The organism is Halorubrum sp. SD626R (genome assembly GCF_001261915.1).
Taxonomy (GTDB): Archaea; Halobacteriota; Halobacteria; order Halobacteriales; family Haloferacaceae; genus Halorubrum.
The window spans coordinates 45,183-66,914 of sequence record NZ_CVRT01000052.1; the positions used below are offsets into that span (position 1 = coordinate 45,183).

Sequence of the window (21,732 nt, forward strand, 5' to 3'; positions counted from 1 at the left end):
CAGTGAGAGGTACGCGAGATGGACGACAGGGCGCGACCGGAGGGAGACGCGGGGTCCGAACCGGGCGGCGACGCGGACCGAGGCGGCCCCGGCGACGGCGGCCGAACCCCGGCGTTGACTCGCCTCGGTCGGCGGTTCGAGGCCGAGACGCGACGCGAGGCGGCCGAGGCGCTGGGGAGCCCCTCTAGGTCGATGAACGCCGAGGAAGGCCGGATCGTCGAGGCGCTGTTCGCGACCGCCCTCGACGACCCGGACGAGTCGGTGCGCGCGGCGGCGATCGAGTCGCTGTACTTCCACAGCGACGCCCACGTCGACCGGCTGGCGGCGCGCGTCGCCGAGCGACGCGAATCGGGCGAGACGGCGAGTCACGTTCCGGACGCAGACGCCGGCGCCGCCGACGCGTTCGGTCGGTGGCTGGAGAGCGACCGCGCCGCCTACCGGATGGTCGGCGCGACCGGGCTGACCGCCGTCGGCGCCGAGGCGGCGGCGTCCCGGCTCCGCGAGGCGTTCGACGACGACGACCCCCGCGTCCAAGCCCGGGCCGTCGAGGGATACGCTCGGTCCGGCGGCGAGGCGGTCGAGGCGGTGCGACCGCTGGTGAACGCGCCGAACGGCCTCGTGCGCGGCGCCGCGGTGGACGCGCTCGTCGCGATGGACAGCGACGACGCGACCGAACTGCTCGCGCTCGCGGCGCGGCAGGGTAACGAGCGACTCCGGCTCACGGCCGTCCGCGGGCTCGGACGACTGAACCGCCGGGACGCCGCCGGAGTGCTCCTCGGGTCGTTGGCGGACCCTTCGGAGCCGGTCCGGCGGGCCGCCGCCGCGTCGGTCGCCGCGGTGATCGCCGAGGCGGGCGCGGTCTCAGCCGGCGGCGTGCGCGACCGACTCCTCGCCGAGCGGCCGTTCGAGACCGGCGGCGTGCTCGGGGCGTTCCGCGCCGTCGCGGCCGAGCGGACCGCGGCCGCACGAGACGGAGCCGAAGGCGACGACGCGGAGCGGTCCGAGGCCCGCGTGGACGCCGAGACGCGGCGGTACGCGGCGTGGTTGTACTGCGAGCTCCTCGAAGCGGCGGACCCGGCCGCGGCCGACCGTTCGGCGGCGGTCGAGTGGCTGATCGACGCGCTCGATCACCGCGACCGGCTGGTGGCCGACCTCGCGGCCGCGTACCTGCCACGAGTCGTCGCGGCCGCCGGAGCCGAGGGAGAGAGCACCGACGCGGAGCGGCCGGAATCGCCGCTCGGCGTCGACGTCGAGCGGTCGCTCCGGGAGCTCGCGGGCGACGAGGCGACCGCCGATCCCGCCCGGGAGCGCGCCAGAGCGGTGTTGCGGCGGTTCAAGCGTGCGGTCGTCGAGACGGCCGCGGACCGTCACGTGGAGTACGTCTACGTCCGCTGGCCCGCGGACTACACGGAGAGCCGGGAGGAGTGAGGCGGGGAGCCGTCCACGAGCAGGACGCCGCTCGGGGACCGAAGCCGGTCGCGAGCGAGGAGCCGCTCACGGACGGCGGACGAACCGGTCGTCGTCGACCGCGACCGTCAGGTCGATCGTCTCGTCGAGGAAATTGAGGACCGTGGCGACGTTCCGGTCCTCGTCGGCGTCGACGTACAGCTGTAACACGCCGCCCGTGTCGGCGAGGCGCGCGGCGAGCATGCGGACGAACGAGACCGCGCGCTCGACGTCGAAGGCGGCGACGATCTGGTGGAAGACGCTCACCTCCAGCGACACGGGCTCGCCGGGCTGGCGGTTGGCGTCGAGGATACGCGAGACCGTCTCGCCGACCTCGTCGGGCGAGAGACGCGGGTCGAGTTCGACCATCTCGATGCCGACGCCCTCGAAGTCGACGTCCGGCGTCGCCTCGAAGTCGTACTCGCCGGTGCTGACGATCACCGTCCGCCGGGGCCACGCGTCGAGGCGCTCGTCGAGCGCGCGGACCAACCGCTCCGGCGACGGCGTCACGGCGACGACGAGTCCGACCGCGCCGTGGAAGTGCGCCCGGAGCGCGTCAGCCTCGTCGCCGGTCGGCGACGCGTCGACGCGGACGACGCCGTCCCAGCTCACCCGGTCGGCCACGTGGACCCCGTCGGCGACGCGGTCCGTCACGTGACCGTGGAGGTGAGTTTTGAACTCGGCGACCGCGCCGTCCGTGTCGTAGGCCGTCTTGGCGGTGGCGCAGTACGGGCAGTCCCAACTGACGCGGAAGTCGGACCGAGAGAGCGCGTCCGAGTGGTGAGCGAGCAGGTGGGATCCCGTCACCTCGCGCATGCCGGACCGGTCCCGCGTCCACGCGACGAACCCACACCGGTCACACGCCCAACGGCCAACCATGATCGGGAACGTGTCTCGACGGTTCCGGCGGAGACACATGTATGTTGTGTTACGTGTAATCGGCGGCCGGCTCGGCCCCTCGGACGACCCGATCCGTGCGTCTCACGCCGACGCGAACCCGTTCTCGTCGGCGTGTTCGACCCGGACGCGGGTGACGCGTGTCCCGGTCGCCCCGGTGACCGTGAGCGTGACATCGCCGACCGCGACGCGGTCGCCCTCGCCGGGGAGTCGACCGAGTTGGCGGGCGACGAGTCCCGCGACGGTGTTCGCGCCCGCGTCGGCGGGGAGCGAGAGGCCGAGCGTCTCGTTGAGGTGCGGCACCGCCGTCCAGCCGCGGACGACGGCGGCGTCCGGCGCGACGACGTCGACGGCGTCCGTCTCCCACCGGCCGACCAGCTCGCCGACGACCTCCTCGAAGAGGTCCTCCAGCGTTGCGACGCCGACGACCGCGCCGTGTTCGTCGACGACGACGACCATCCGCGTCTCGCTCGCGCGCATCTCCGCGAACAGCTCGTCGAGCGGCTTCGTCTCTGGGACGAAGATCGGATCGCTGAGGACGCTCGCGAGGTCGGCGCCGGTCGCGTCGGCGCGGATCGCGTCGCGAACGTCGACGACGCCGACCACGTCGTCGCGGTTCTCGCCGTAGACGGGCATCCGGGTGACGCCCTCGCGCCCGGCGGTCGAGAGCACGTCGGCCGGGGTCGCCGTGTCCGGGACCGCCACCATGTCGGTGCGCGGGATCATCACCGCGGAGACGCGCGTCGACTCCAGGTCGAGGACGCCGCGGATCATCGCGCCCTCCTCGGGGTCGAGCGCGCCCGCGGCCTGCCCCGAGAGCACGAGCGTCTCGATCTCCTCGCGGGTGAGGTACGACTCGATGTCGGACTCGCCGCCCGTGAACCGGTTGACGACGCCGGAGAGCGCCTCGAACACGTACAGCACGGGGCGGATGACTCGCTGGATCGTGACGACCGGGCGCGAGACGCGGAGCGCGTGCTTCTCGGCGTTCGCCACCGCGTACGACTTCGGCGCGATCTCGCCGAAGACGATGACGAAGACGCTCGTGACGAGCGTCGACCCGGTCGCGGCCTGCCCCCCGGAGAAGCCGAATCGGACGAACACCGCGGTCGCGACCGAGGCGGCCGCGATGTTGGCGACGTTGTTGCTCACGAGGGCGGTGACGAGGAAGCGGTGCGAGTCGTCGCGGAGCGCCGACAGCGCCCGCGCGCCGGGCACGTCGGCGGCGAGCAGCGAGTCGATCCGGTGCGTCGGGACCGAGAAGACGGCGAGCTCCGAGCTGGAGAAGAAGGCGCTGATCCCCGTCAACATGAGGATGGCGGCCGCCCCGGCGAACGCGATCGTGATGTCCATGCGTCCCCCTGCGGCCGGATATCAAAGGGAGTACCGGAGCGGCGGCGTCGGACGGACGCGCCCCTCGGGTCGCGATCGCCGTCGACCGCGATCCGGGTAGCCACGAACGAGGTGTTTCCACCGGAAACAGAGGGGTTGAATGCGCACGAACGCGGATCGCCACGGACGGCAAAACGGCGCGATGAGGAAAGCGTTAACCTCGCGCCGCCGGTGGATCCGGGCATGAAGGTACTCGTCACCGACCCCATCGCGGACGCGGGGTTGGACCGACTCCGAGACGCCGGCCACGAGGTCGAAACGGACTACGAGGTCGAGGGGGAGGCCCTCCTCGACGCCGTGAGCGACGCGAACGCGCTCATCGTCCGCTCCGGGACCGAGGTCACCGAGGCGGTCTTCGATGCCGCCCCGGACCTCGTCATCGTCGGCCGGGCCGGCATCGGCGTCGACAACATCGACATCGAGGCCGCCACCGACCACGGGGTCATCGTCGCCAACGCGCCCGAGGGCAACGTCCGGGCCGCCGCCGAGCACACGGTCGCGATGACGTTCGCCGTCGCGCGCTCGATCCCGCAGGCGCACGGCCGCCTCCTCGGCGGGGAGTGGGCCAAAGGCGAGTTCCTCGGCACCGAGGTGAACAACAAGACGCTCACCATCGTCGGCCTCGGCCGCGTCGGACAGGAGGTCGCCAAGCGGCTCGACTCGCTCGGGATGGACCTCGTCGTCTACGACCCGTACATCTCCGAGGAGCGCGCCGACCGGCTCGGTGCCGAGCTCGTCGAGGACCTCCACGACGCGCTCGCGGCCGGCGACTTCGCGACGGTCCACACCCCCCTCCTCCCCGAGACCGAGGGGATGATCGGCGAGGACGAGCTGGCGCAGCTGGAGGGCGGCTACCTCATCAACTGCGCCCGCGGCGGCATCGTCGACGAGGACGCGCTCGCCGCGGCGGTCGACGACGGCGTCCTCGCGGGCGCCGCGCTCGACTCCTTCGCCGAGGAGCCGCTCCCGAAGGACTCGCCGCTGCTCGACGTCGAAGAGATCGTCCTGACGCCGCACCTCGGGGCGTCGACCGAGGCGGCCCAGGAGAACGTCGCCGTCGACACCGCGGAGGCCGTGCTCGCGGCGTTCAACGACGAGCCGGTCCTCACCGCGCTCAACGCGCCCTCCGTCGACGAGACGGCGTTCCCGCGGATCAAGCCGTACATCGCCGTGGCGGAGACCGCCGGGAAGGTCGCCGCGCAGCTGCTCGACGGCCGCATCACCGAGGTGGAGGCGACGTACGAGGGCGACATCGCCGAGGAGGACGTCGACCTCGTCACCGCGAGCGCGCTGAAGGGCGTGTTCGAGCCGCTGGAGTGGCAGGTGAACTCGGTGAACGCGCCGCGGCTCGCAGAGGAGCGCGGCATCGAGGTCACCGAGTCGAAGACCCGCCAGACCGACGACTTCCAGAGTCTGGTGCGCGTCACCGTCCACAACGGTGACGACTCCATCGCGGTTGAGGGCACCCTGTTCGCGGGCGAGGACCCGCGGATCGTCCGGATCGACGGGTTCCGCGTCGACGCGGTCCCGTACGGCCACATGCTGGTCGCGCGCAACACCGACGAGCCGGGCGTCATCGGGCTCATCGGCACCGTCCTCGGCGACCACGACGTCAACATCGCCGGGATGTACAACGCCCGCGAGACGCAGGGCGGCGAGGCGCTCACCGTCTACAACCTCGACCAAGACGTCCCCGACGCCGCGATCGACTCGCTGCTCGCCGACGACCGGATCGTCGAGGTCACGGAGATCACGCTGGACGACGCCGACGAACGGAAGGCGGAGTAACGGTCGGGTAGCTCATTTCTATCACGGCCAACGGCGCAATCCCCCGAAACGGGTTACCCGTGCAGGTGGTCGAGCACCGCGTCCACGTCGTTCGGGACGGGCTCGGGGTCGCCGCCGGCCTCGTAGGCGGCCTCGGGGTCCTTCAGGAGGTGCCCGGTCGTCAGGCAGACGACGCGCTCGTCGTCGTCGACGACGCCCGAGCGCCGGAGCTTCTTCAGGCCGGCGAGGCTCGCCGCGGAGGCGGGCTCGACGCCGACGCCCTCGGCGGCGAGGTGGCGCTGTGCGGCGGTGATCATCGAGTCGCTGACGGCGACGGCGGTGCCGCCGGTGTTCCTGATCCCCGGGAGCGCCTTCGGCGCGTTGACCGGGTTGCCGATGCGGATGGCGGTCGCGCGCGTCTCGACCTCCTCCCACCGCCGGATCTCGTCGTTCCCCTCCTCGACCGCCTCGACCATCGGCGCGGCGCCCTCCGCCTGCACGCCGGTGAGCTTGGGGACCTCGTCGACGTCGAGCGCGCCCGCCTGGACGAGCTCGCGGAACCCCTTGTACAGCGCCGAGGTGTTGCCCGCGTTGCCGACGGGGAGGACGATCCGGTCCGGGAACGCCCCGTAGTCGGCGTAGAACTCCTCTAAGATCTCGAAGCCGATCGTCTTCTGGCCCTCTAAGCGGAACGGGTTCAGGGAGTTGAGCAGGTACGCCTCGCCGCGTGCGGCCAGCTCCTGGACGATATCGAGGCAGGCGTCGAAGTTGCCGTCGACCTCTAAGATCCGGGCGCCGTGGAGGCTCGCCTGCGCGACCTTCCCTGCGGCGACCTTCCCCTGCGGGAGGAGCACGAGCGTCTGCATGTCGCCGCGCCCGCCGTAGGCGGCGAGCGCGGCCGATGTGTTCCCGGTGGAGGCGCACGCGAGCGCGCCGACGCCGAGCTCCTTCGCGACCCGGACGCCGACGGTCATCCCGCGGTCCTTGAACGAGCCGGTGGGGTTCATCCCCTCGTGCTTGATCCGGAGCGCGTCGACGCCCACCGCCTCCTCGATGCGCGGGACGCGGTGGAGCGGGGTGTCGCCCTCGGGGAGCGTGACGCCGAGGTCGAACGGGAGCGCCTCGCGGTAGCGCCAGACGCCGCGGTCCGGGCCGTCGGCGGACGCCCCGGACCCGAACTCGTCGAACGTCGGCGGGTCGGCGTAGCGCACCTCAAGCAACCCGTCGCACGCGTCGCAGGTGTACCGGACGTCCTCGAAGGGGGCGAACGTCTCGTCGCACTCGATACAGGCGAGCCACGTCCCGTCGGCGGCGCAGTCGGGCGCCGCCGGGGCCGGGGCGTCGATGGCGAGGTCCATTACGTCGTGGTCCGTGCCGCCGCGGCTTAAGACGGGCGGTCGGGACGGACGTTGCCGTGCGCGCGACCCGGGGCGAACCGGTTCGGGCGCGGCCGGAGAGCCGAGACGCCGGCGGTGCCGAGGCTCAGTCGACGATGATCTCGGAGCCCCCGTCGGACTCGTCGGTGCCCGACCCGAGCCGGTCCTGGTAGCGCCGGATCCAGTCGGCGAAGCAGTCGGGACAGAGCCGCTGGGTGTCGATGTTCGCCCGGTCGACGCTCAGCCGGACCGTCCGCGAGAGCGCGTCCGTCGTCGGCTCGCCGCAGTCGTCGCACGGCTCGGTCGTCGGCGCGTTGCTCATACCGATCGGTCGCGGGGACGGCTCTTAAAAGTACGTCGGCGCCCGGTCGCCGTCGCCGCTCGGGCCCGACGCTCGGATCAGACCGTCCGGAAGGCGCGGTCGCCGGCGTCGCCGAGCCCGGGGACGATGAACCCGTCGTCGTCGAGCCGGTCGTCGATGGCGACGGTCAGCAGGTCGGCCTCGGGCACCTGCTCGCTCACGCGGACGAGTCCGTCGGGCGCGGAGACCGCGGAGAGTACGAACAGGTCCTCGAAGCCGTCGGCCTCGTCGAGGACGTGACCGAGCACCGCACACATCGTGGATCCGGTCGCGAGCATCGGGTCGGCGACGATGACGGTGTCGTCGGGGCCGATCTCGGGCAGTTTCACGTAGTCGATGGTGATCGGGAACTCGCCGTCGGTCATCCCGGCCTCCTCGTCGCGGCCGGCGGAGATAACGCCCTGCTTCGCGCGCGGGAACGCCTTCAATAGCCCCTCGACGAACGGGGTTGCAGCCCGCAACACGTTGATGATAACCACGTCGTCGAGCCCCCTGACGCGCTCGCCGGTCGTCTCCTCTAAGGGGGTCTCCACCGGCACGTACTCCGTCTCCATCGCGCCGTCGATGATCTCGTAGCCGCAGATGCGGCCGAGCTTCACGAGCCCCTTCCGGAAGGCGACCTGCTCGGTCTCGACGTCCCGCAGCCGCGAGAGGGTGTCCTTCGCCAGCGCGTGCGTGATGAGGTGCGCGTCGTCGCGGTCTTCGATCGTCATTACCGGGAGAGGGACCGCGTTCGGCTTAAAACGTGGCGACCCTCGCCGGTTCGGCGTCGCTCGTCGCGGCCGTCGGTTCGGCGCCCGGGCCGGCGCCCGCCGACCGGCTCACCGCAGCACCGCGACGTACGTCACCCCGAAGATGATCAGCGCGAGCGTCGCGACGTTCACCGCGTTCAGCGCCGTCACGCCGAGCCGGTCGAGCCCCCAGACGACGGTCCAGCCGAACCACGCGGACAGGACCGCGTTCAACAGGAGGATCAGTCGCGGGTCTCCCTTCGAGTCCTCGACGCCCTCGCGGATCCCCTTCGGCTCCTCGCTCATACGAATCCACGCGGGAGACCGGCACTTAGCTCTTTGTCCGTGGGGCTCGTAGGGCCTTCATGCGCGTCGAGGTCCACGTTCACAACCGCCACGGCGACAGGGTGGACCCGGTCCCGTTCCTCGTCACCGTCGGGATCGCGTTCACCTTCGCGCTGTCGTACGGCCCGATCTACGGCCTCTCGTACGGGCTCACGCTTCCGGCGTCGCTGGCGCTGTCGACGCTGGCGTTCGCGGCCGCGACGGCGGTCGCCTACCAGCAGCTCGTCCGCTGTGCCCCGCCGCTCGACGCCGGCCCGCTCCCGCCGGCCCCGCGCGTCGAGCGGCTGCTGTACGCCGGGATGGGCCTCGGCGTCCTGATCGTCGCGCTCACCGTTCCGCTGCTGTGACCGCTCGGTTCGGCCCCATCTCCGCCGTCGGCGACGGCTGTGCGTCTCGCTCACACAGCACCGGGGGAATAAGATGATAGAACTCGCATGAACATTTATGGGAATATTCGACACGGTGACGGACGTGATGGAGGGATCGACGCAGCGCGCGCCCGGAAACGCCGGCGACGACGGGTCCGAGGGCTCCTACTGGTGTGACGACTGCGGCGTGCGCGTCCGAGACGTGGACGTCGACGACGAGGGGCTCGACCTCGACGCCGACGGCGCCCCGATCTGTCCCGACTGCGGCGAGTCGATGCGGTTCGAGCGCGCGAGCGGGACCGGCTGCGCCTGCTGAGACCGGCTCCCGCGGTCCGGCGTCCGGCTCTCCTCCCTACGGCTCCCCGAGCGCTAGCTCCGCGCCCTGCTCGGTCGGGAATGGGAGCTCATCGATGTCACTCTCGTCCGCCTCGACGGCCGCCCACTCCTCGTCGGTGACCAGCGCGTCGTCGAGGCGCTCGCGGATCGCCGCCTCGTCGATCCCGGTGCCGATGACGACGTACTCGGTCAGCCGGTCGCCGTGTTCGTCGTCCCAGTCCAGGTTCGGGCGGTTCGAGCGCAGCATGTCGCGCTCGACCTCGGGGAGGCTGGCGATCCAGGGGCCGAGCGCCGTGACCCGCACCGACGCGCCGGCCTGCCCGACCTGCTGGCGCTGGTCGGTGCCGGCGACCCACAGCGTTCCCTTCGAGCGGACGACTTCGGGGGGGAGGTCGCGCAGGACGGCGGCGACCCGGTCCGGGTGAAACGGTCGCCGGCGGCGGTAGGTAAAGGAGGTGACGCCGTACACCTCGTCGGGATGGCGGTGTCCGTGGTCGCCGTCCTCTCGGTGGCCGTGTTCGTCGCGGTCGTCCTCCCCGTGTCCGTGCGCCCCGCCCTTCGCCAGCGCGCGCTTCCACCCGGGCAGGTCGCCGAGTTCGTTCGCGTCGAACAGCCCGACGTCGAGGATCCGGTCGGGGTCGACCGCTGAGAACTCCGCGACGACCGTCTCCGCGTCGGGCTGGAGCGCGCCCACGAGCTCGATCGCCTCGTCCATCTCCGCGTCGGTACAGAGGTCGGCCTTGTTACACACCACGAGGTTCGACACCTCGACCTGCTCGACGAGGAGGTCGGAGAGCGGGCGCGCGTCCGCTTCCTCGTCGTCCGGGTCGACGCGCCGTTCGGGCACGTCGTCGCCGGCGAAGGAGTCGAGGAACCGCCGCGCGTCGATCACGGTCACCAGCGCGTCGACCCGGTAGCGGGCCGCCGCGCGCGACTCGGTCGTGAACAGCCGCGCGACCGGCGCGGGCTCGGAGATGCCCGACGACTCGACGACCAAGTTGTCGAAGGAGCGCTCGTTCGCGAGCCGCACCACGGCGGTCTCCAAGTCGTCTTGGAGCTCGCAGCAGATGCAGCCGTTCGACAGCTCCGTGACCCCCTCGACGTCGACCTCGGACTCCTCGGCGATCAGCTCGGCGTCGACGTTGACGTCGCCCATGTCGTTGACGAGCACCGCGATGTCGCGCTCGCCGGCGTTCCGCAGGAGGTGGTTCAACAGCGTCGTCTTCCCCGCCCCGAGGCTCCCCGAGAGCACGGTCACCGGAATCCGATCGTCGTCCATGACGTTCGGTGGGCGTGCCGGCCTCTTCAACGTCGCGGCGGCGGAACCGTCCCCGTCGCTTGCTTTTTTTATTTTCTCCGGCACCGCCCGTATCGAGTCGCACGCCGCCCGTGTCGCCGGTCGCCGCGTCCCCGATTCGTCGGAAGCCGACACGTTGATACGTCGCGCCCGCGCACCGGCGACCATGCTCCCGTACGTGTCGGTGGTGGGAATCGTGGCGATCACGATGACCGTCCTGATGGTCGTCTCGATGCTGTACCTCGTCTGGGGCGCCCTCGACGGCGACGCGCACACGCCGAGCCCCGACGCGGACGAGCAGCCGGAGCTCGGCGACGGCGACGAGGCGGCCGACTCGGACGAGCCGCAGGCCGAGCTGACCGCCGACGGCAACTCGGCCTGACCGCGAGTCGGACCGAGCGCCCGACCCGGAACCGCCGCCGAGTTCCCGGCGCCCGACCCGGAACCGCCGCCGAGTTCCCGGCGCCCGACGACGAATCGCCGCCGAGCCGCCGACGCCCGACCGCGACAGCTTTTAACACGGCCCGACCGTCACGACCGATAATGACAGTCGCAGACCGGATCGAAACGTTCCGAGCCGCGCTCGAAGAGTGGCTCCGCGGCCTGTATCACGGCATGTTCACGCACCCGGCCTACGAGAAGATCGAGAAGGAGGCCGAGGACGTGGAAGACGAGTTCATGCTCGCGTGCTTCCCGGACGCGTTCGGTATCCCCTCGCCGGTCTCGTACTACACCGCCGAGCTGCTCCCCTATCTCGAAGACGAGTTCGAGGCGTGGGAGCGGCGGCTGTGGGACCGCGAGAGCCTCATGGAACGGAAGGGTCAGCAGTACCACTTCTGATGGAGCAGTTCGTCTTCTTCGGCGGGAAGGGCGGGGTCGGCAAGACCACCGTCTCGTGCGCCTACGCCTACCGCTGCGCGAACGCCGGGCTGCGGACGCTCGTCGTCTCGACCGACCCCGCGCACTCCGTGTCCGACGTGTTCGACCAGCGGTTCGGCGACGACCCCGAGTCGGTCGACGGCGTCAAGGGGCTCGACGCGATGGAGATCGACCCCGAAGACGAGATGCAGCGCCACCTCCAGGAGATCCGCGAGGGGCTCTCGGAGCAGGTGTCGGCGGCGATGGTCTCCGAGATCAACCGGCAGCTGGAGATGTCGCACGGCACGCCGGGCGCGTACGAGTCCGCCCTCTTCGACGCGTTCGTCGACGTGATGCGCGAGGAGAGCGAGCCGTACGACCGGGTCGTCTTCGACACCGCGCCGACCGGGTCGACGCTGCGGCTGCTCGGGCTCCCGGAATTCCTCGGCGACTGGATCGACCGGCTCCTCTACAAGCGCAAGCAGTCGATCGACCTGTTCGAGAAGGCCGCGATCGGCGACATGGAGCCGCGGCGCCTGATGGACGGCGACCCCGTCCTCGAACGCCTCCAGCGCCGCAAGGAGTTCTTCGAGTTCGCCGGCGACACGATGCGGAACGACGCCGCCTTCTTCCTCGTGTTGAACCCCGACCAGCTCTCGGTCAACGAGACGGGCCGGGCGATCGAGGGCTTCACCGAGCGGGACCTGCGGGTCCGCGGGCTCGTCGCGAACAAGCTCACCCCGTCGCCGGACGACGACGAGGAGGGCCGCGGAGCCACCTACCTCCGCGACAAGGTCGCGACCGAGCGCGAGCGACTCGATCAGGTCCGCGAGGAGTTCGACCCGCCGCTGGTCGCCGAGATCGAGTCACGGACGCGAGAGGTGCGGGGCGACGTGCTCTCGGAGGTCGCGGCCGCGCTCGACGTCGAGACGGGCCACCCCGTCGGCGCGCGCGAGTAGGGCGAAAGCGCGCGAGCGGTCGAGGCGACCGCGCGCGAGTAAGAACCGCCTACCGAAGCGCGAAATCAAGTTTCAAATCGGAGAAAGTAATACCCGTGCGGCTCTCAGTCAGACGATTCGCTCGGTTCCGCCGCGTAACTATCACGGTCGAAGCCAATATTTAATACGCTCTTTCCGAACCGAATTCACGAGGCAGGGGAACTCATGACAAACGTAATATGGATAATGGTCGCTGTTCTCGGAACGTTCACCGTCGGCTATATGGGGTACTCGCGGTACCTCTCGCGGTTCGTCGAACTCGACGACGAGCGCGAGACGCCGGCGCACAAGTACGAGGACGGACAGGAGTACGTACCGTCGAAGAAGCCGGTACTACTGGGGCATCACTTCTCGAGTATCGCGGGCGGCGCGCCGATCGTCGGCCCGATCACCGCGGGGGCCATCTGGGGATGGGTCCCGGCGATGCTGTGGATCGCGATCGGGAACCCGCTGATGGGCGCGGTCCACGACTTCATCTCGCTGTCGAGCTCGATCCGCCACGAGGGGCGCTCGATCGGGTACATCGTGGGCCAGTACGTCGGTGAACGGGGGAAGAACCTCCTGCTGTGGTTCGCGTTCCTCACGATCATCCTCGTCGTCGCGGTGTTCGCCTTAGTCGTCGGGATCGTGTTCAACGCGTTCCCGGAGGTGACCACCGCGAGTACGGTGTACGTGGCGCTCGCGCTCGCCTTCGGGGTGTACCTCTACCAGCTCAACGGTCCGTTCGTCCCGGGGACGATCCTGTTCGTCGCCGGCGTCTTCGCCGGCATCTGGGTCGGCATCCAGTACCCGTTCGCGCTGTTCGCGCTCGCCGAGGGGAGTCACGACCCGGGGACGTTCGTGCTGTTCAGCGGGAGCACGGGTAGTTGGGTTCCCGGCGCGGCGGCGCTCGGCGGGAACACCGCCGCCTGGATCCCGATCGTGATGGTGTACGCCGGCATCGCGAGCGCGCTCCCGGTGTGGGTGCTGCTCCAGCCGCGCGACTACCTCTCGTCGTTCCTGCTGTACAGCGGGGTTGGCGGGGGCGTGCTGGCGATCATCGTCGGCACCATCTTCGCCACGTCGAGCCAGCCGCTCGTCATCGACTCCTCGATCGGCGTCTTCGAGGGGTTCTGGGGCATCGAGGCCGCGGGGTTGTTCCCGCTGTTCCCGCTGCTGTTCATTACCATCGCCTGCGGGACGATCAGCGGGTTCCACTCGCTCGTCTCCTCGGGAACGACCTCGAAGCAGCTCAACAAGGAGAGCGACGCCCGCCTGATCGGCTACGGCGGGATGCTCGGCGAGGGGCTGCTCGGCGCCCTCGCGCTGTCGACGCTCGCGGTCGCCGGCTTCGCCGGTGACGCCGCCGGCGGCGGTATCGGCGGCGCGCTCCCGAACTTCGCGACCGGCGGCGGGATCATCCTCACCAGCTTCGGGATCCCGGAGACCATCGGGAGCGTCTTCATGGCGCTCGTCTTGGTGAGCTTCCTGCTCACCTCCACCGACACCGCCGTGCGCCTGGGTCGGTACATGATGGAGGAGATCGTCGGCATGGACGACGGGATGACCGTCTCCGGGCTCTCCGGCGGCATCGGTGCGGCCGCCCGCGGTCGGTACACGAACCCGCTCATCCAGATCGGTATCGCGTACGTGCTCATCATCTCCGGGCAGTGGCAGACGCTGTGGGGCCTATTCGGCGGCGCGAACCAGCTGCTCGCGGCGCTCGCGCTGCTGACGGCGACCGTGTGGCTCGCCAACTGGGACGAGTCCAAGCAGCTCGTCTCCACCGGCGTCCCGATGGCGATCATGGTGACGATCACCGTGCTCGGGCTGTCGTGGGTTGCGCTGTACAACAACCTCTACGTCAACCTCATCCAGGGCGGCGCCGGCACGCTCGGCGCGCAGCTGTCGTCCGCGGCGCAGATGCTCCTCGGACTGGCGCTGATCTACATCGCGCTGTCGCTCGTCCGGATCGGGGTCGGTAACCTCCGGTCGGTACGGAGCGGCGACGCGCCCGCGGCCGAACCGAGCGACGACTGACGGCGCCGCCGCGCGACACCGTTTCGCCTTTTAAACCGTTTTCGCGTCCGATCAGCGCCAGAACCGCTTCGCGAACTTGGAGAAGATCCCGTCGTCCGGCTTCTCGACCGGCTCCCATAACCGGAGCGCCTCGGCGCTGCTCGCGGCCTCGCTGGCGACGAGCCGCTCCTCGTCGGGCGCGACGACGACGAGGTTCACCTCGTAGTGGCCGTAGTAGCCGAACTTCAGCAGCGTCCGGTCCCGGAACCCCTCGACGAACTCGGCGACCGGCTCCGAGATCCGGTCGGCGACGAGCACGATCGTGATATCGGTCCCGTAGTGCTGCTCGTTCCCGTCGACGCGCTCGTCGGCGACGCCGTGGGCGAACTCCACGAGCCGCTCTAACTCGCCGACCGTCGGACCCGCGACGCGCCGGGCGAACAGGTACTCCATCACGTCGTGATCCGCGTAGCTCAGGGCGGGGTGGAGGAACTGCTTCTGGTTGCGCATCCGCATCTCGGCGGTCAGGTCGAACCGCTCCCCGTCGACGACGACGTCGGCGTCGAGGTCGTAGCTGTACATCAGCCGGTCGGAGACCCGATCGAGGTACTCGTCGTCGTAGTCCGGGACCGCCTCGCGGATCTCGGCCGGCAGCTCCTCGGGATCGCGGCGGTCGTCGCCTCCGCCGCCGGCCGCGTCACTCATCGTCCGGGTCGTACGCGACCGCGTCGTCGTCGGCCGGCGGCGCGCCGATCGCCAGCACGGTCACGGGGCCGTCGGCGTCGGCCGGGTTGTACGCGCGCTGCGGGCTCTCGGGGTCGACGACGAACAGGTCGTCCGCGGGCACCTCGTACGTCCCCTCCGGTGTCTCCACCGAAAGCGTCCCGTCGAGCACGTAGAACGCCTCCTGTTGGGTCTCGTGGTAGTGGTACGCGAGCGGGAGCTGCTCGCCCGGCTCGGCGCGGAACCGGTTGATCGCGGCGGCGTCGAGCCCGCCCGGCTCGGAGAGCTTCCGGCACTCGCAGGGGCGGTCGGGCTTCGGCTCCACCGAGTCCGTGTCGACGACGCGGTATCCCATGCGAATCAATTCCACGGAGCGATTGAAAAGGCCGTCGGGCCGGCGTCGCCGACCGAGAAGGCCATGCAGCGACGCCAGCGACGGGTTTTAAGTTCGTCGACCACGATCGTTCGGTAGAGATACCCATGTCCGACGACGAGATTCAGGCGGAGGCGTGCGGCCGGTGTTCGATGTCGACCGTCGTGGGCGCGGTGAACGGCGACAAGGACCCGGAGGAGCGCACCGATCACGACCCGTTTGCGGGCGAGCGCATCGAGGTCGACGAGTCGTCGTTCCGGCAGATCTCGCCGGGGGGATTCCTCAGCGACCTCAAAGACCGCGTCGACGAGCTCGGGCGTCGGATCTCGTACGGGAAGTGAGCCCGAACCGCCGTTGGTAACCGACGCTCGCGCTCACGTCCGGTCGGAGAGACTTATACGCGTTCGTTTCCTACGGGGGTCCACGCGATGGAAGAGAGCATCTCCGGCTTCAAACTGCGCGGGGACTGGGGAGACGTCGTCGAACACGGCGAGCGGATCGCTCTGGCGCTCCGAGAGACGGGCGCCGACGGCGACGCCTTCTACGAGTTCGACGACTGGCGCCCGAAGTCCCACGAGCGCATCGACGAAGACGTGTCGGCGAAGACCGCCGAGCAGGCGTCCGTCGGCGAGGGCGAGGGCGAACAGGCCGGCAAGACGCCGGGCGACGACCTCCAGACGGCCGGCGAGAAGCTCACGGAGTCCTACGAGAAGGTCGAGGAGAACGACACGGAGAGCGCGATGGAGAGCTGGGGCGAGTCGATCGGCCACGTCGCCCGCGCGGCCGACTCGGCGAGCCGCAAGGCGCTCCGGAAGGTCGAGGACACGGTGTACCGCAAGGTGATGACCCAGATGGCCCCGTACTACTTCGACAACGAGCTCGTCAGCGCCAACATCCAGGAGGTGGGTCGCGGCGAGGACGGCGAGACGTTCGAGTTCGAGGTGAACGTCAACGACGACGAGCTGAAGGCCGAGGTGAGCGAGATCCTCGACGAGTACGAGTCCGAGATCGACCGCTGGCACGTCGAGACCGAGAAGCGAACGGACGACGTCGCCGCCGCCGAGGGCGTCGAGCCTCCGGAGACGGAGGGCGGCCCGGACTCGACGATGACCTGATCCCGGCGCGACACGCACGGTTTTAATTCGGCGACTCACGAAGGGAGCGTATGAGCGAGGTACTCCGGGTCGAGGCCGGCGAGCTGTCGGCCGACGAGATCATCGACGCGCTCAACGACGGCCGGCGGATCCTCGTCGACGTCGAACTCGCCGGCGGCCGCCACGAGGTCGTGCTTCGCTACGACGGGGAGACGTATCACTGCGACACCCCGACCAACCTCCACCGCCACGCCGAGGAGTCGGAGATGCGCGGCTGTATCGACCGGATGGGGTACGCCGACCCCGACGGCTGACCGCCCGCTCGCGACCACCCCACTCCCGACGCCCGCGACGGCCGCCCCCACCTCTGTCCGCCCCTGCTCGCCGCCGATGACGACTTTTAATCCGACCGCAGTCGAACGGCGCCTATGAGCGACCCCGAGATCGAGGACCTCGTCGGCGACGTCTCTCCCTCGTTCGAGCACGTGCTCTCCTGCGTGTTCGGCGTCCAGGACCACGAGAGCCGCACGTACCTGACGCTGCTCGATCACCCGGGGAGCACCGTCGCCGAGCTCGCCGAGATCCTCGACCGGGACCGGTCGAACGTGAACCGCTCGCTGTCGACGCTGCGGGACAAGGGGCTCGTCGAGCGCCGCCGCCGGCTGCTCGACTCGGGCGGGTACGTCTATCAGTACACCGCGATCCCGGTCCCGGAGGCGAAGGAACGACTCCACGACGCGCTCGACGAGTGGGTCGAGGGCGTTCACGAGGCGATCGACGCGTTCGACCCGGACGACCGGGAGTAGGGCTACCCGTCGTCCCCGTTGTCGAACGCCAGCGTCACCCCGTCGCCGTCGACGGTCGCGCCCGCGGCGCAGACGGGATGCTCGAAGTCGGCGTCGAGGACCTCGCTCGCGGCCTCTCCCGCGTCCGGCGCGTCGGCCGCGGCCGCCGCGAGCGGGTACGGCTCGGGGCTGTCGGTCTCGTAGGTGGCGACGATCGTCGGCTCGTCGACGGCCTCGACGAGGAGCGCGTCGCGGCGGACGACGCCGATCGTCGCCGTCTCCGCCCCCACGACGCCGGCGATCCGCGGCGTGTCGTAGTCGTCCTTCTCGAAGTCGAGCGCGAGCAGCGGGGTCGCGAGCGCGTCGCGCGCCGGGTAGCCGAACTCCAGCTTCTCCGCGATCGGGTCGACGTGCGAGCCGTTGCCGACGACCGCGAGCGGCTCGTCCGCGGGGGTTCTGACCGCTCGCGCGCAGTTGTACGAGACGTACGGGTTTTCCGTCTCGGGCGCGTCCGGCGTCGGGCCCACCGTGAGGGTCCCGTCGCGGTCGAGCACCCGTCGGTCCGGGAACGAACGCGAGGAGACGCGGTAGGCGCCGATTCCGGGGGCGACGACGACGAATCGTCCGACGTACATACAGCTTCGTGGTTATTCGGGCGAGTAAAGCGCATCGATATACGCACGTTCGTCGATCGGATCCGGCGGAGTCGGCCCGTCGTGCTCCGCCACCGTCTGTGAACGCGTGACAGAGGGCGGGCGACGCGCAACGCTTACAAACACGCACTGGCTACCGTTGGTTGCGCACAGTCCATTGGGGTAGTGGCCAATCCTGAAGCCTTCTGGGGGCTTCGACCCTGGTTCGAATCCAGGATGGACTATTCTCGCGGTTCGTCCGCGTCCCCCCAGAGGGAGCGGTCCGCGCCGTTTCCACGACGGGTTCGTTTCGCGCGGATCGACTCGTTCGGTTCGACCGCTCGCTTCGCCTGGAATGAAAACCCGTCCATGTAGTGCGGTTTCCAGTAGAAATAAAGGGGTCGACGGCTCGCTCTTCCGCCTCCTCGATCACTTCTCGACGTCCAGCAGCGCGACGCGCTCGCGGACGACGTCGGCCAGGTCGCCCGCGGTCGCCGCGAGTTCGCGATCGGAGACGTCGTAGAACTCCCTCACTCGGTCCGCGTCGAAGGCGGTGGCGGCGCCGTCAGCGTCGCCGGTCGTCAGTCCCGCGACCGCGCGCTCGGCCGCGTCGAGGTCCGCGCCGGGCCGACCCGCGTCGGGCACTTCACCGAGGTCGGTGACGAGCACGACCGCGGGCTGGTCGCCCTCGGAGACGCCCATCGCCAGCGCCCGATCGATCTGCCGCCGGCCGGCCGCGTACAGCATGACCTCGACGCCCGGGTCGCGCGCCACGGCCTCGCCGCGGGCGATCGCCCGCGCGGCGAGGCGGGTCGCGACGCCGAGGTGGGCGTCGGAGACGACGAGGTCGGCGTCGAACGCCTGGACGACCGCACCGGTGTCGGCGCCGATCTCGTCGAGCCGGGCGAGGAAGGCGTCGAGGTCGTCGATGGCGACGGTCCCGCGGACGAGGCGGTGCGGCGGCGTCGGCGGGTCCGGGGGACCGTCGCCATCGACTCCGTTCCCGCCGTCCCCTGAGCCGTCGTCGCTCACTCGAAGTCACCCAGGCTCGCCTGTCCGTCGCCGCTCTCGTCGCTCCCAGCCCCGGCGGTCGCCGCCGCCGAGGCCGACTTGTCCGGCCGCACGTCGCCCATCGACGGGTCCTCGCGGCCGGCGTGTTCGAGGATGCGCTCGGCGGTGCGCTCGCGGCCGCGGAGCGCGCCGAGCACGACCGCCTTGTCGGCCTCGCGGAGGTCGGCGCGCGTCTCTATCCCGGCCTCGAACAGCCGGCGGGCGCGCTTGCGGCCGACGTTGCGGACGCCGGCCAGATCCAGGAGCTCCTCGCGGACGCCGTACTCGATCCGCTTTCTCGCCTCGCGGACGGCGACGACGACGTCGCCGTCGACGCCCTCCACGTCGCGCGCGAGGGTCTCGGCCGCCCGCAGGAGCCACTCGGCGGTGTCGACCTTCCCGCGGATGTCGCCCGGACCGACTCCGTACCGCTCCGTGATGCGGTCCTCGTCGACCTCGTTCGCCCAGTCCTCTAGGAGGCGGGCCGTCTTCAGCGACGCGAGCCAGTCCTCGAAGCGCACGTCCTCGTACTCGGAGGGCACGTCGCCGAGGAACTCGCCCTCGCGCTCGTAGCAGAGCTCGGTGTACTCCTCGCGGTCCCCCGACTTCAGGTAGAGCTCGTACATGTCGGGGGTGCGGCTGACGAGGTGGTAGAGCCCGAGCGGGGTGACCTCGGGTGCCGCGGTGTCGGCGTCGCTCTCGGGGTCCGCCGCTTCGCTCTCCTCGCCGTTCTCCCCGGCCCGCGTGTACGTCCCGAACCCGGGCTCGTCGCCGTCCTCGTCGCCATCGGCCGTCCTGACGAACTCTCCGCCGTCGCCGTCGCCTCCCGCGCCGGTGACGGCGGCGGTCCCCTCGTCCCCCACCGACCGCAGCCCGTCGAGCATCTCCGCGGCGCTCATCGGATCGAGGTAGAGCCGCGAGACGGTGTGGCCGATGCCGGTCGCGGTCAGGCTCTCGCTCCCGCCCTCACTGTCGCGCTCGACAAAGTCGTTGACCGCGAGGTAGTCGAGGACGGTGTCGGTGACGGCCGCGAGCCGCCCCTCGTCGTCGGTCTGTGCGGCGTAGAGAGTGTTGTCGAGGAACGAGAGGAGGCCGTCGCGCGTCGAGGCGAAGCCGGAGGCGATGGTGGCGAGCACGTGGGTCCGGAGCGCGGGCTCGGCGGCGAGCTTCGAGCGGACCGGCTCGGGGTCGGCCCAGAGGTACCGCTCGAACAGCTCCTCCTTCGTGTCCGCGTCGTTGGCGAGCAGCACGGCCTCGCCGTACGGGTCGAGGCCGGGCCGGCCCGCGCGGCCGCACATCTGGTGGACCTCCAGCACGTCGAGGGGTTTCATCCCCCCGAACTCCCCGTCGTAGCGGCGCCAGTCGCGGACGATCACCCGGCGGGCGGGGGTGTTGACGCCGGCGGCCAGGGTGGGCGTCGCGGAGATGCACTTGATGAGGCGGTCGCGGAACGCGTCCTCGACGAGCGACCGGTGCTCGCTCGCGAGCCCGGCGTGGTGGAACGCCGACCCCTCCGCGACCGCGTCGGCGAGGTCCTCGGAGGTGTCCGTGTCGGAGACGCCGCGGATCTCCTCGGCGAGATCGCGGAGGCGGTCGCGCTCGTCGTCGGTGAGCCGCGACCCGGTGACGTCGGCCAGCTTCCGGGCCGACGACTCGGCGTTGCGCCGGGAGTTGACGAAGACGAGCGAGGAGCCGCCCTGCCCGTCCTCCTCGGTGTCGAGCGCGTCCGCGACGAGCCGGGCGGTCTGGTCCTCGCCGCGCTCGACGGGCACCTCCCGCTTGCTCCCGTCGGCGAAGTCGATCGCGTTGCCGAAGTGGACGCCCATCCGGAGGTCGATGGGGCGCCAGTCGGACTCGACGAGTCCGGCGTCGAGCCAGTCGGCGATGACGTCGGCGTTGCCGACGGTCGCCGAGAGCGCGACCGTCTGGAGCCCGGGGTTCACCTTCCGGAGCTTCGCGAGGGTCACCTCGAGGGTGGGGCCGCGGTTCGGGTCGTCGACGAGGTGGACCTCGTCGCTCACGACGCAGGTGAGGTCGTCGATCCACGGCGCGCCGTTGCGGATCAGCGAGTCGACCTTCTCAGAGGTGGCGACGACGATATCTCGGGTGGCGAGCCACTCGCCGTCCGACTCGTAGTTGCCGGTGGAGACGCCGACGGTGACGCCGTGGTCCTCCCACCGCTCGAACTCGGTCTTCTTCTCGCTGGCGAGCGCGCGCAGCGGGACGATGTACAGCGCCTTCCCGCCGCGCTCGATCGCGGACAGCATGGCGAGCTCGGCGATCAGGGTCTTCCCGGAGGCCGTCGGCACCGCGGCGACGAGGCTCTCGCCGTCGACGACGCCGGCCTCGACGGCGGCCGCCTGCGGCGGGTACAGCTCGGCGACGCCCTCCGCTTCGAGCGCCTCGCCGACGCCCGCGGGGAGCCCGGAGAGCGAACTCGGTTGCATTGGTGGAGCGTGGGTCCCGACCCGATTTAAACCGTCGGAACGAGGCGGTGATCGGTTGCGGCCGCTATTCGACTACAGTTCGCCCTTCGTGCTCGGCGTGTCGCTGCGGCGCTCGTCGAGCCGCGTCGCATCGTCGAGCGCCCGCGCGATCGACTTGAACAGCGCCTCGACCTCGTGGTGGGCGTTGTCGCCGCGCTCCACCGCGGCGTGGAGCGTCAGCCCGGCGTTTTGCGCGAGCGACAGCGCGAAGTGGTCGGCCATCACGCTGGTGAACTCGCCGACCGACTCCTGAGAGAACTCGCCCGAGAACTCGTAGTACGGGCGCCCGGCGACGTCGACGACGACGCTCGCGACCGCCTCGTCGAGGGGGACCCGTCGGTCGGCGTACCGCCGGATGCCGCGCTTGTCGCCGAGCGCCTCGTCGAACGCCTCGCCGAGACAGATCGCCACGTCCTCGA

The 21,732-nt window shown here is 70.6% G+C and carries 24 protein-coding genes and 1 pseudogene; 12 read left to right on the forward strand and 13 right to left on the reverse strand.

All coding sequences use genetic code 11. The features are described 5' to 3' along the window. Positions 1-18: 18 nt before the first annotated feature. Entirely contained in the window at positions 19-1,428 is a 1,410-nt protein-coding gene (locus SD626R_RS04765) for a HEAT repeat domain-containing protein (protein WP_092564242.1), read from the forward strand. Between the two features lie 66 nt (positions 1,429-1,494). Here SD626R_RS04765 and SD626R_RS04770 read toward each other — a convergent pair whose 3' ends face one another. Both SD626R_RS04770 and SD626R_RS04775 read right to left on the reverse strand, forming a co-directional pair. After that, positions 1,495-2,325: a DUF7504 family protein gene (locus SD626R_RS04770; RefSeq protein WP_092564323.1), complete on the reverse strand. Its 831-nt coding sequence runs from the start codon at positions 2,323-2,325 to the stop codon at positions 1,495-1,497. A gap of 102 nt (positions 2,326-2,427) precedes the next feature. Then, positions 2,428-3,696, reverse strand: coding sequence for a hemolysin family protein (locus tag SD626R_RS04775; protein ID WP_092564245.1), 1,269 nt, complete (start codon positions 3,694-3,696; stop codon positions 2,428-2,430). A 222-nt stretch (positions 3,697-3,918) separates the two neighbouring features. On the opposite strand from SD626R_RS04775, the gene serA reads away from it, so the two are divergent. Beyond that, complete coding sequence (serA, locus tag SD626R_RS04780) at positions 3,919-5,523, forward strand: phosphoglycerate dehydrogenase (protein ID WP_092564248.1); 1,605 nt, start codon at positions 3,919-3,921, stop codon at positions 5,521-5,523. Between the two features lie 53 nt (positions 5,524-5,576). Here serA and thrC read toward each other — a convergent pair whose 3' ends face one another. The 4 genes from thrC to SD626R_RS04800 all read right to left on the reverse strand — a co-directional run bounded on the left by thrC (position 5,577) and on the right by SD626R_RS04800 (position 8,276). Further along, entirely contained in the window at positions 5,577-6,860 is a 1,284-nt protein-coding gene (gene thrC / locus SD626R_RS04785) for a threonine synthase (RefSeq protein WP_092564251.1), read from the reverse strand. A 124-nt stretch (positions 6,861-6,984) separates the two neighbouring features. After that, entirely contained in the window at positions 6,985-7,200 is a 216-nt protein-coding gene (locus tag SD626R_RS04790) for a DUF7569 family protein (protein WP_092564254.1), read from the reverse strand. A gap of 77 nt (positions 7,201-7,277) precedes the next feature. Continuing rightward, positions 7,278-7,952: a uracil phosphoribosyltransferase gene (upp, locus tag SD626R_RS04795; protein WP_092564257.1), complete on the reverse strand. Its 675-nt coding sequence runs from the start codon at positions 7,950-7,952 to the stop codon at positions 7,278-7,280. A 108-nt stretch (positions 7,953-8,060) separates the two neighbouring features. Further along, entirely contained in the window at positions 8,061-8,276 is a 216-nt protein-coding gene (locus SD626R_RS04800) for a DUF8107 family protein (RefSeq protein ID WP_092564260.1), read from the reverse strand. A gap of 59 nt (positions 8,277-8,335) precedes the next feature. Between SD626R_RS04800 and SD626R_RS04805 the strand changes: the two genes are divergently transcribed. Then, positions 8,336-8,662 (forward strand): hypothetical protein, encoded by a 327-nt coding sequence (locus SD626R_RS04805; protein ID WP_092564263.1) that lies wholly within the window; start codon positions 8,336-8,338, stop codon positions 8,660-8,662. Between the two features lie 97 nt (positions 8,663-8,759). Next, entirely contained in the window at positions 8,760-8,999 is a 240-nt protein-coding gene (locus tag SD626R_RS04810; protein ID WP_092564266.1) for a hypothetical protein, read from the forward strand. 36 nt (positions 9,000-9,035) lie between these two features. On the opposite strand, the gene SD626R_RS04815 is transcribed toward SD626R_RS04810, so the two are convergent. Then, positions 9,036-10,298, reverse strand: a complete 1,263-nt coding sequence (locus SD626R_RS04815) for a CobW family GTP-binding protein (protein ID WP_092564269.1) — start codon at positions 10,296-10,298, stop codon at positions 9,036-9,038. Between the two features lie 184 nt (positions 10,299-10,482). Here SD626R_RS04815 and SD626R_RS04820 point away from each other — a divergent pair, with 184 nt between their 5' ends. The 4 genes from SD626R_RS04820 to SD626R_RS04835 all read left to right on the forward strand — a co-directional run bounded on the left by SD626R_RS04820 (position 10,483) and on the right by SD626R_RS04835 (position 14,191). Beyond that, positions 10,483-10,698: a hypothetical protein gene (locus SD626R_RS04820; RefSeq protein ID WP_092564272.1), complete on the forward strand. Its 216-nt coding sequence runs from the start codon at positions 10,483-10,485 to the stop codon at positions 10,696-10,698. Between the two features lie 161 nt (positions 10,699-10,859). Beyond that, on the forward strand, positions 10,860-11,156 hold the full coding sequence (locus SD626R_RS04825) for a DUF7990 family protein (protein WP_092564277.1): 297 nt from the start codon (positions 10,860-10,862) through the stop codon (positions 11,154-11,156). Further along, positions 11,156-12,133 (forward strand): ArsA family ATPase, encoded by a 978-nt coding sequence (locus SD626R_RS04830; RefSeq protein WP_092564280.1) that lies wholly within the window; start codon positions 11,156-11,158, stop codon positions 12,131-12,133. The genes SD626R_RS04825 and SD626R_RS04830 overlap by 1 nt, the downstream gene beginning before the upstream one ends. A gap of 204 nt (positions 12,134-12,337) precedes the next feature. Then, positions 12,338-14,191 (forward strand): carbon starvation CstA family protein, encoded by a 1,854-nt coding sequence (locus SD626R_RS04835; protein WP_092564282.1) that lies wholly within the window; start codon positions 12,338-12,340, stop codon positions 14,189-14,191. Between the two features lie 51 nt (positions 14,192-14,242). On the opposite strand, the gene SD626R_RS04840 is transcribed toward SD626R_RS04835, so the two are convergent. Both SD626R_RS04840 and SD626R_RS04845 read right to left on the reverse strand, forming a co-directional pair. Continuing rightward, positions 14,243-14,875, reverse strand: coding sequence for a DUF8052 family protein (locus tag SD626R_RS04840; protein ID WP_092564285.1), 633 nt, complete (start codon positions 14,873-14,875; stop codon positions 14,243-14,245). After that, positions 14,868-15,248, reverse strand: coding sequence for a cupin domain-containing protein (locus SD626R_RS04845; protein WP_092564288.1), 381 nt, complete (start codon positions 15,246-15,248; stop codon positions 14,868-14,870). The genes SD626R_RS04840 and SD626R_RS04845 overlap by 8 nt, the downstream gene beginning before the upstream one ends. Before the next feature lie 125 nt (positions 15,249-15,373). Here SD626R_RS04845 and SD626R_RS04850 point away from each other — a divergent pair, with 125 nt between their 5' ends. From SD626R_RS04850 to SD626R_RS04865, 4 genes are all read left to right on the forward strand, one after another. Further along, complete coding sequence (locus tag SD626R_RS04850; protein WP_092564291.1) at positions 15,374-15,607, forward strand: DUF8007 family protein; 234 nt, start codon at positions 15,374-15,376, stop codon at positions 15,605-15,607. An 87-nt stretch (positions 15,608-15,694) separates the two neighbouring features. Beyond that, a complete protein-coding gene (locus SD626R_RS04855) occupies positions 15,695-16,381 on the forward strand; it encodes a DUF5828 family protein (RefSeq protein ID WP_092564294.1) in 687 nt (228 codons plus the stop codon). A gap of 50 nt (positions 16,382-16,431) precedes the next feature. Next, the gene (locus SD626R_RS04860; RefSeq protein WP_092564297.1) at positions 16,432-16,674 is read left to right on the forward strand and encodes a DUF8001 family protein; all 243 of its coding nucleotides are present in this window, start codon (positions 16,432-16,434) and stop codon (positions 16,672-16,674) included. Positions 16,675-16,788: 114 nt separating this feature from the next. Next, complete coding sequence (locus SD626R_RS04865; protein WP_092564301.1) at positions 16,789-17,166, forward strand: helix-turn-helix domain-containing protein; 378 nt, start codon at positions 16,789-16,791, stop codon at positions 17,164-17,166. A 2-nt stretch (positions 17,167-17,168) separates the two neighbouring features. Here the strand turns inward: SD626R_RS04865 and SD626R_RS04870 are convergent, their stop codons facing one another. The 4 genes and pseudogenes from SD626R_RS04870 to SD626R_RS04890 all read right to left on the reverse strand — a co-directional run. Further along, positions 17,169-17,780 carry an IMP cyclohydrolase gene (locus SD626R_RS04870; protein ID WP_092564304.1) on the reverse strand — a complete coding sequence of 204 codons (612 nt, stop codon included), beginning with the start codon at positions 17,778-17,780 and terminating at the stop codon, positions 17,169-17,171. 426 nt (positions 17,781-18,206) lie between these two features. Further along, positions 18,207-18,809, reverse strand: coding sequence for a KEOPS complex subunit Cgi121 (gene cgi121 / locus SD626R_RS04880; RefSeq protein ID WP_092564307.1), 603 nt, complete (start codon positions 18,807-18,809; stop codon positions 18,207-18,209). Further along, positions 18,806-21,274 carry an ATP-dependent DNA helicase gene (locus SD626R_RS04885; RefSeq protein ID WP_092564310.1) on the reverse strand — a complete coding sequence of 823 codons (2,469 nt, stop codon included), beginning with the start codon at positions 21,272-21,274 and terminating at the stop codon, positions 18,806-18,808. The genes cgi121 and SD626R_RS04885 overlap by 4 nt, the downstream gene beginning before the upstream one ends. A 72-nt stretch (positions 21,275-21,346) precedes the next feature. Beyond that, positions 21,347-21,732 (reverse strand): annotated as a pseudogene (locus SD626R_RS04890) (imidazoleglycerol-phosphate dehydratase); the annotation flags it as partial.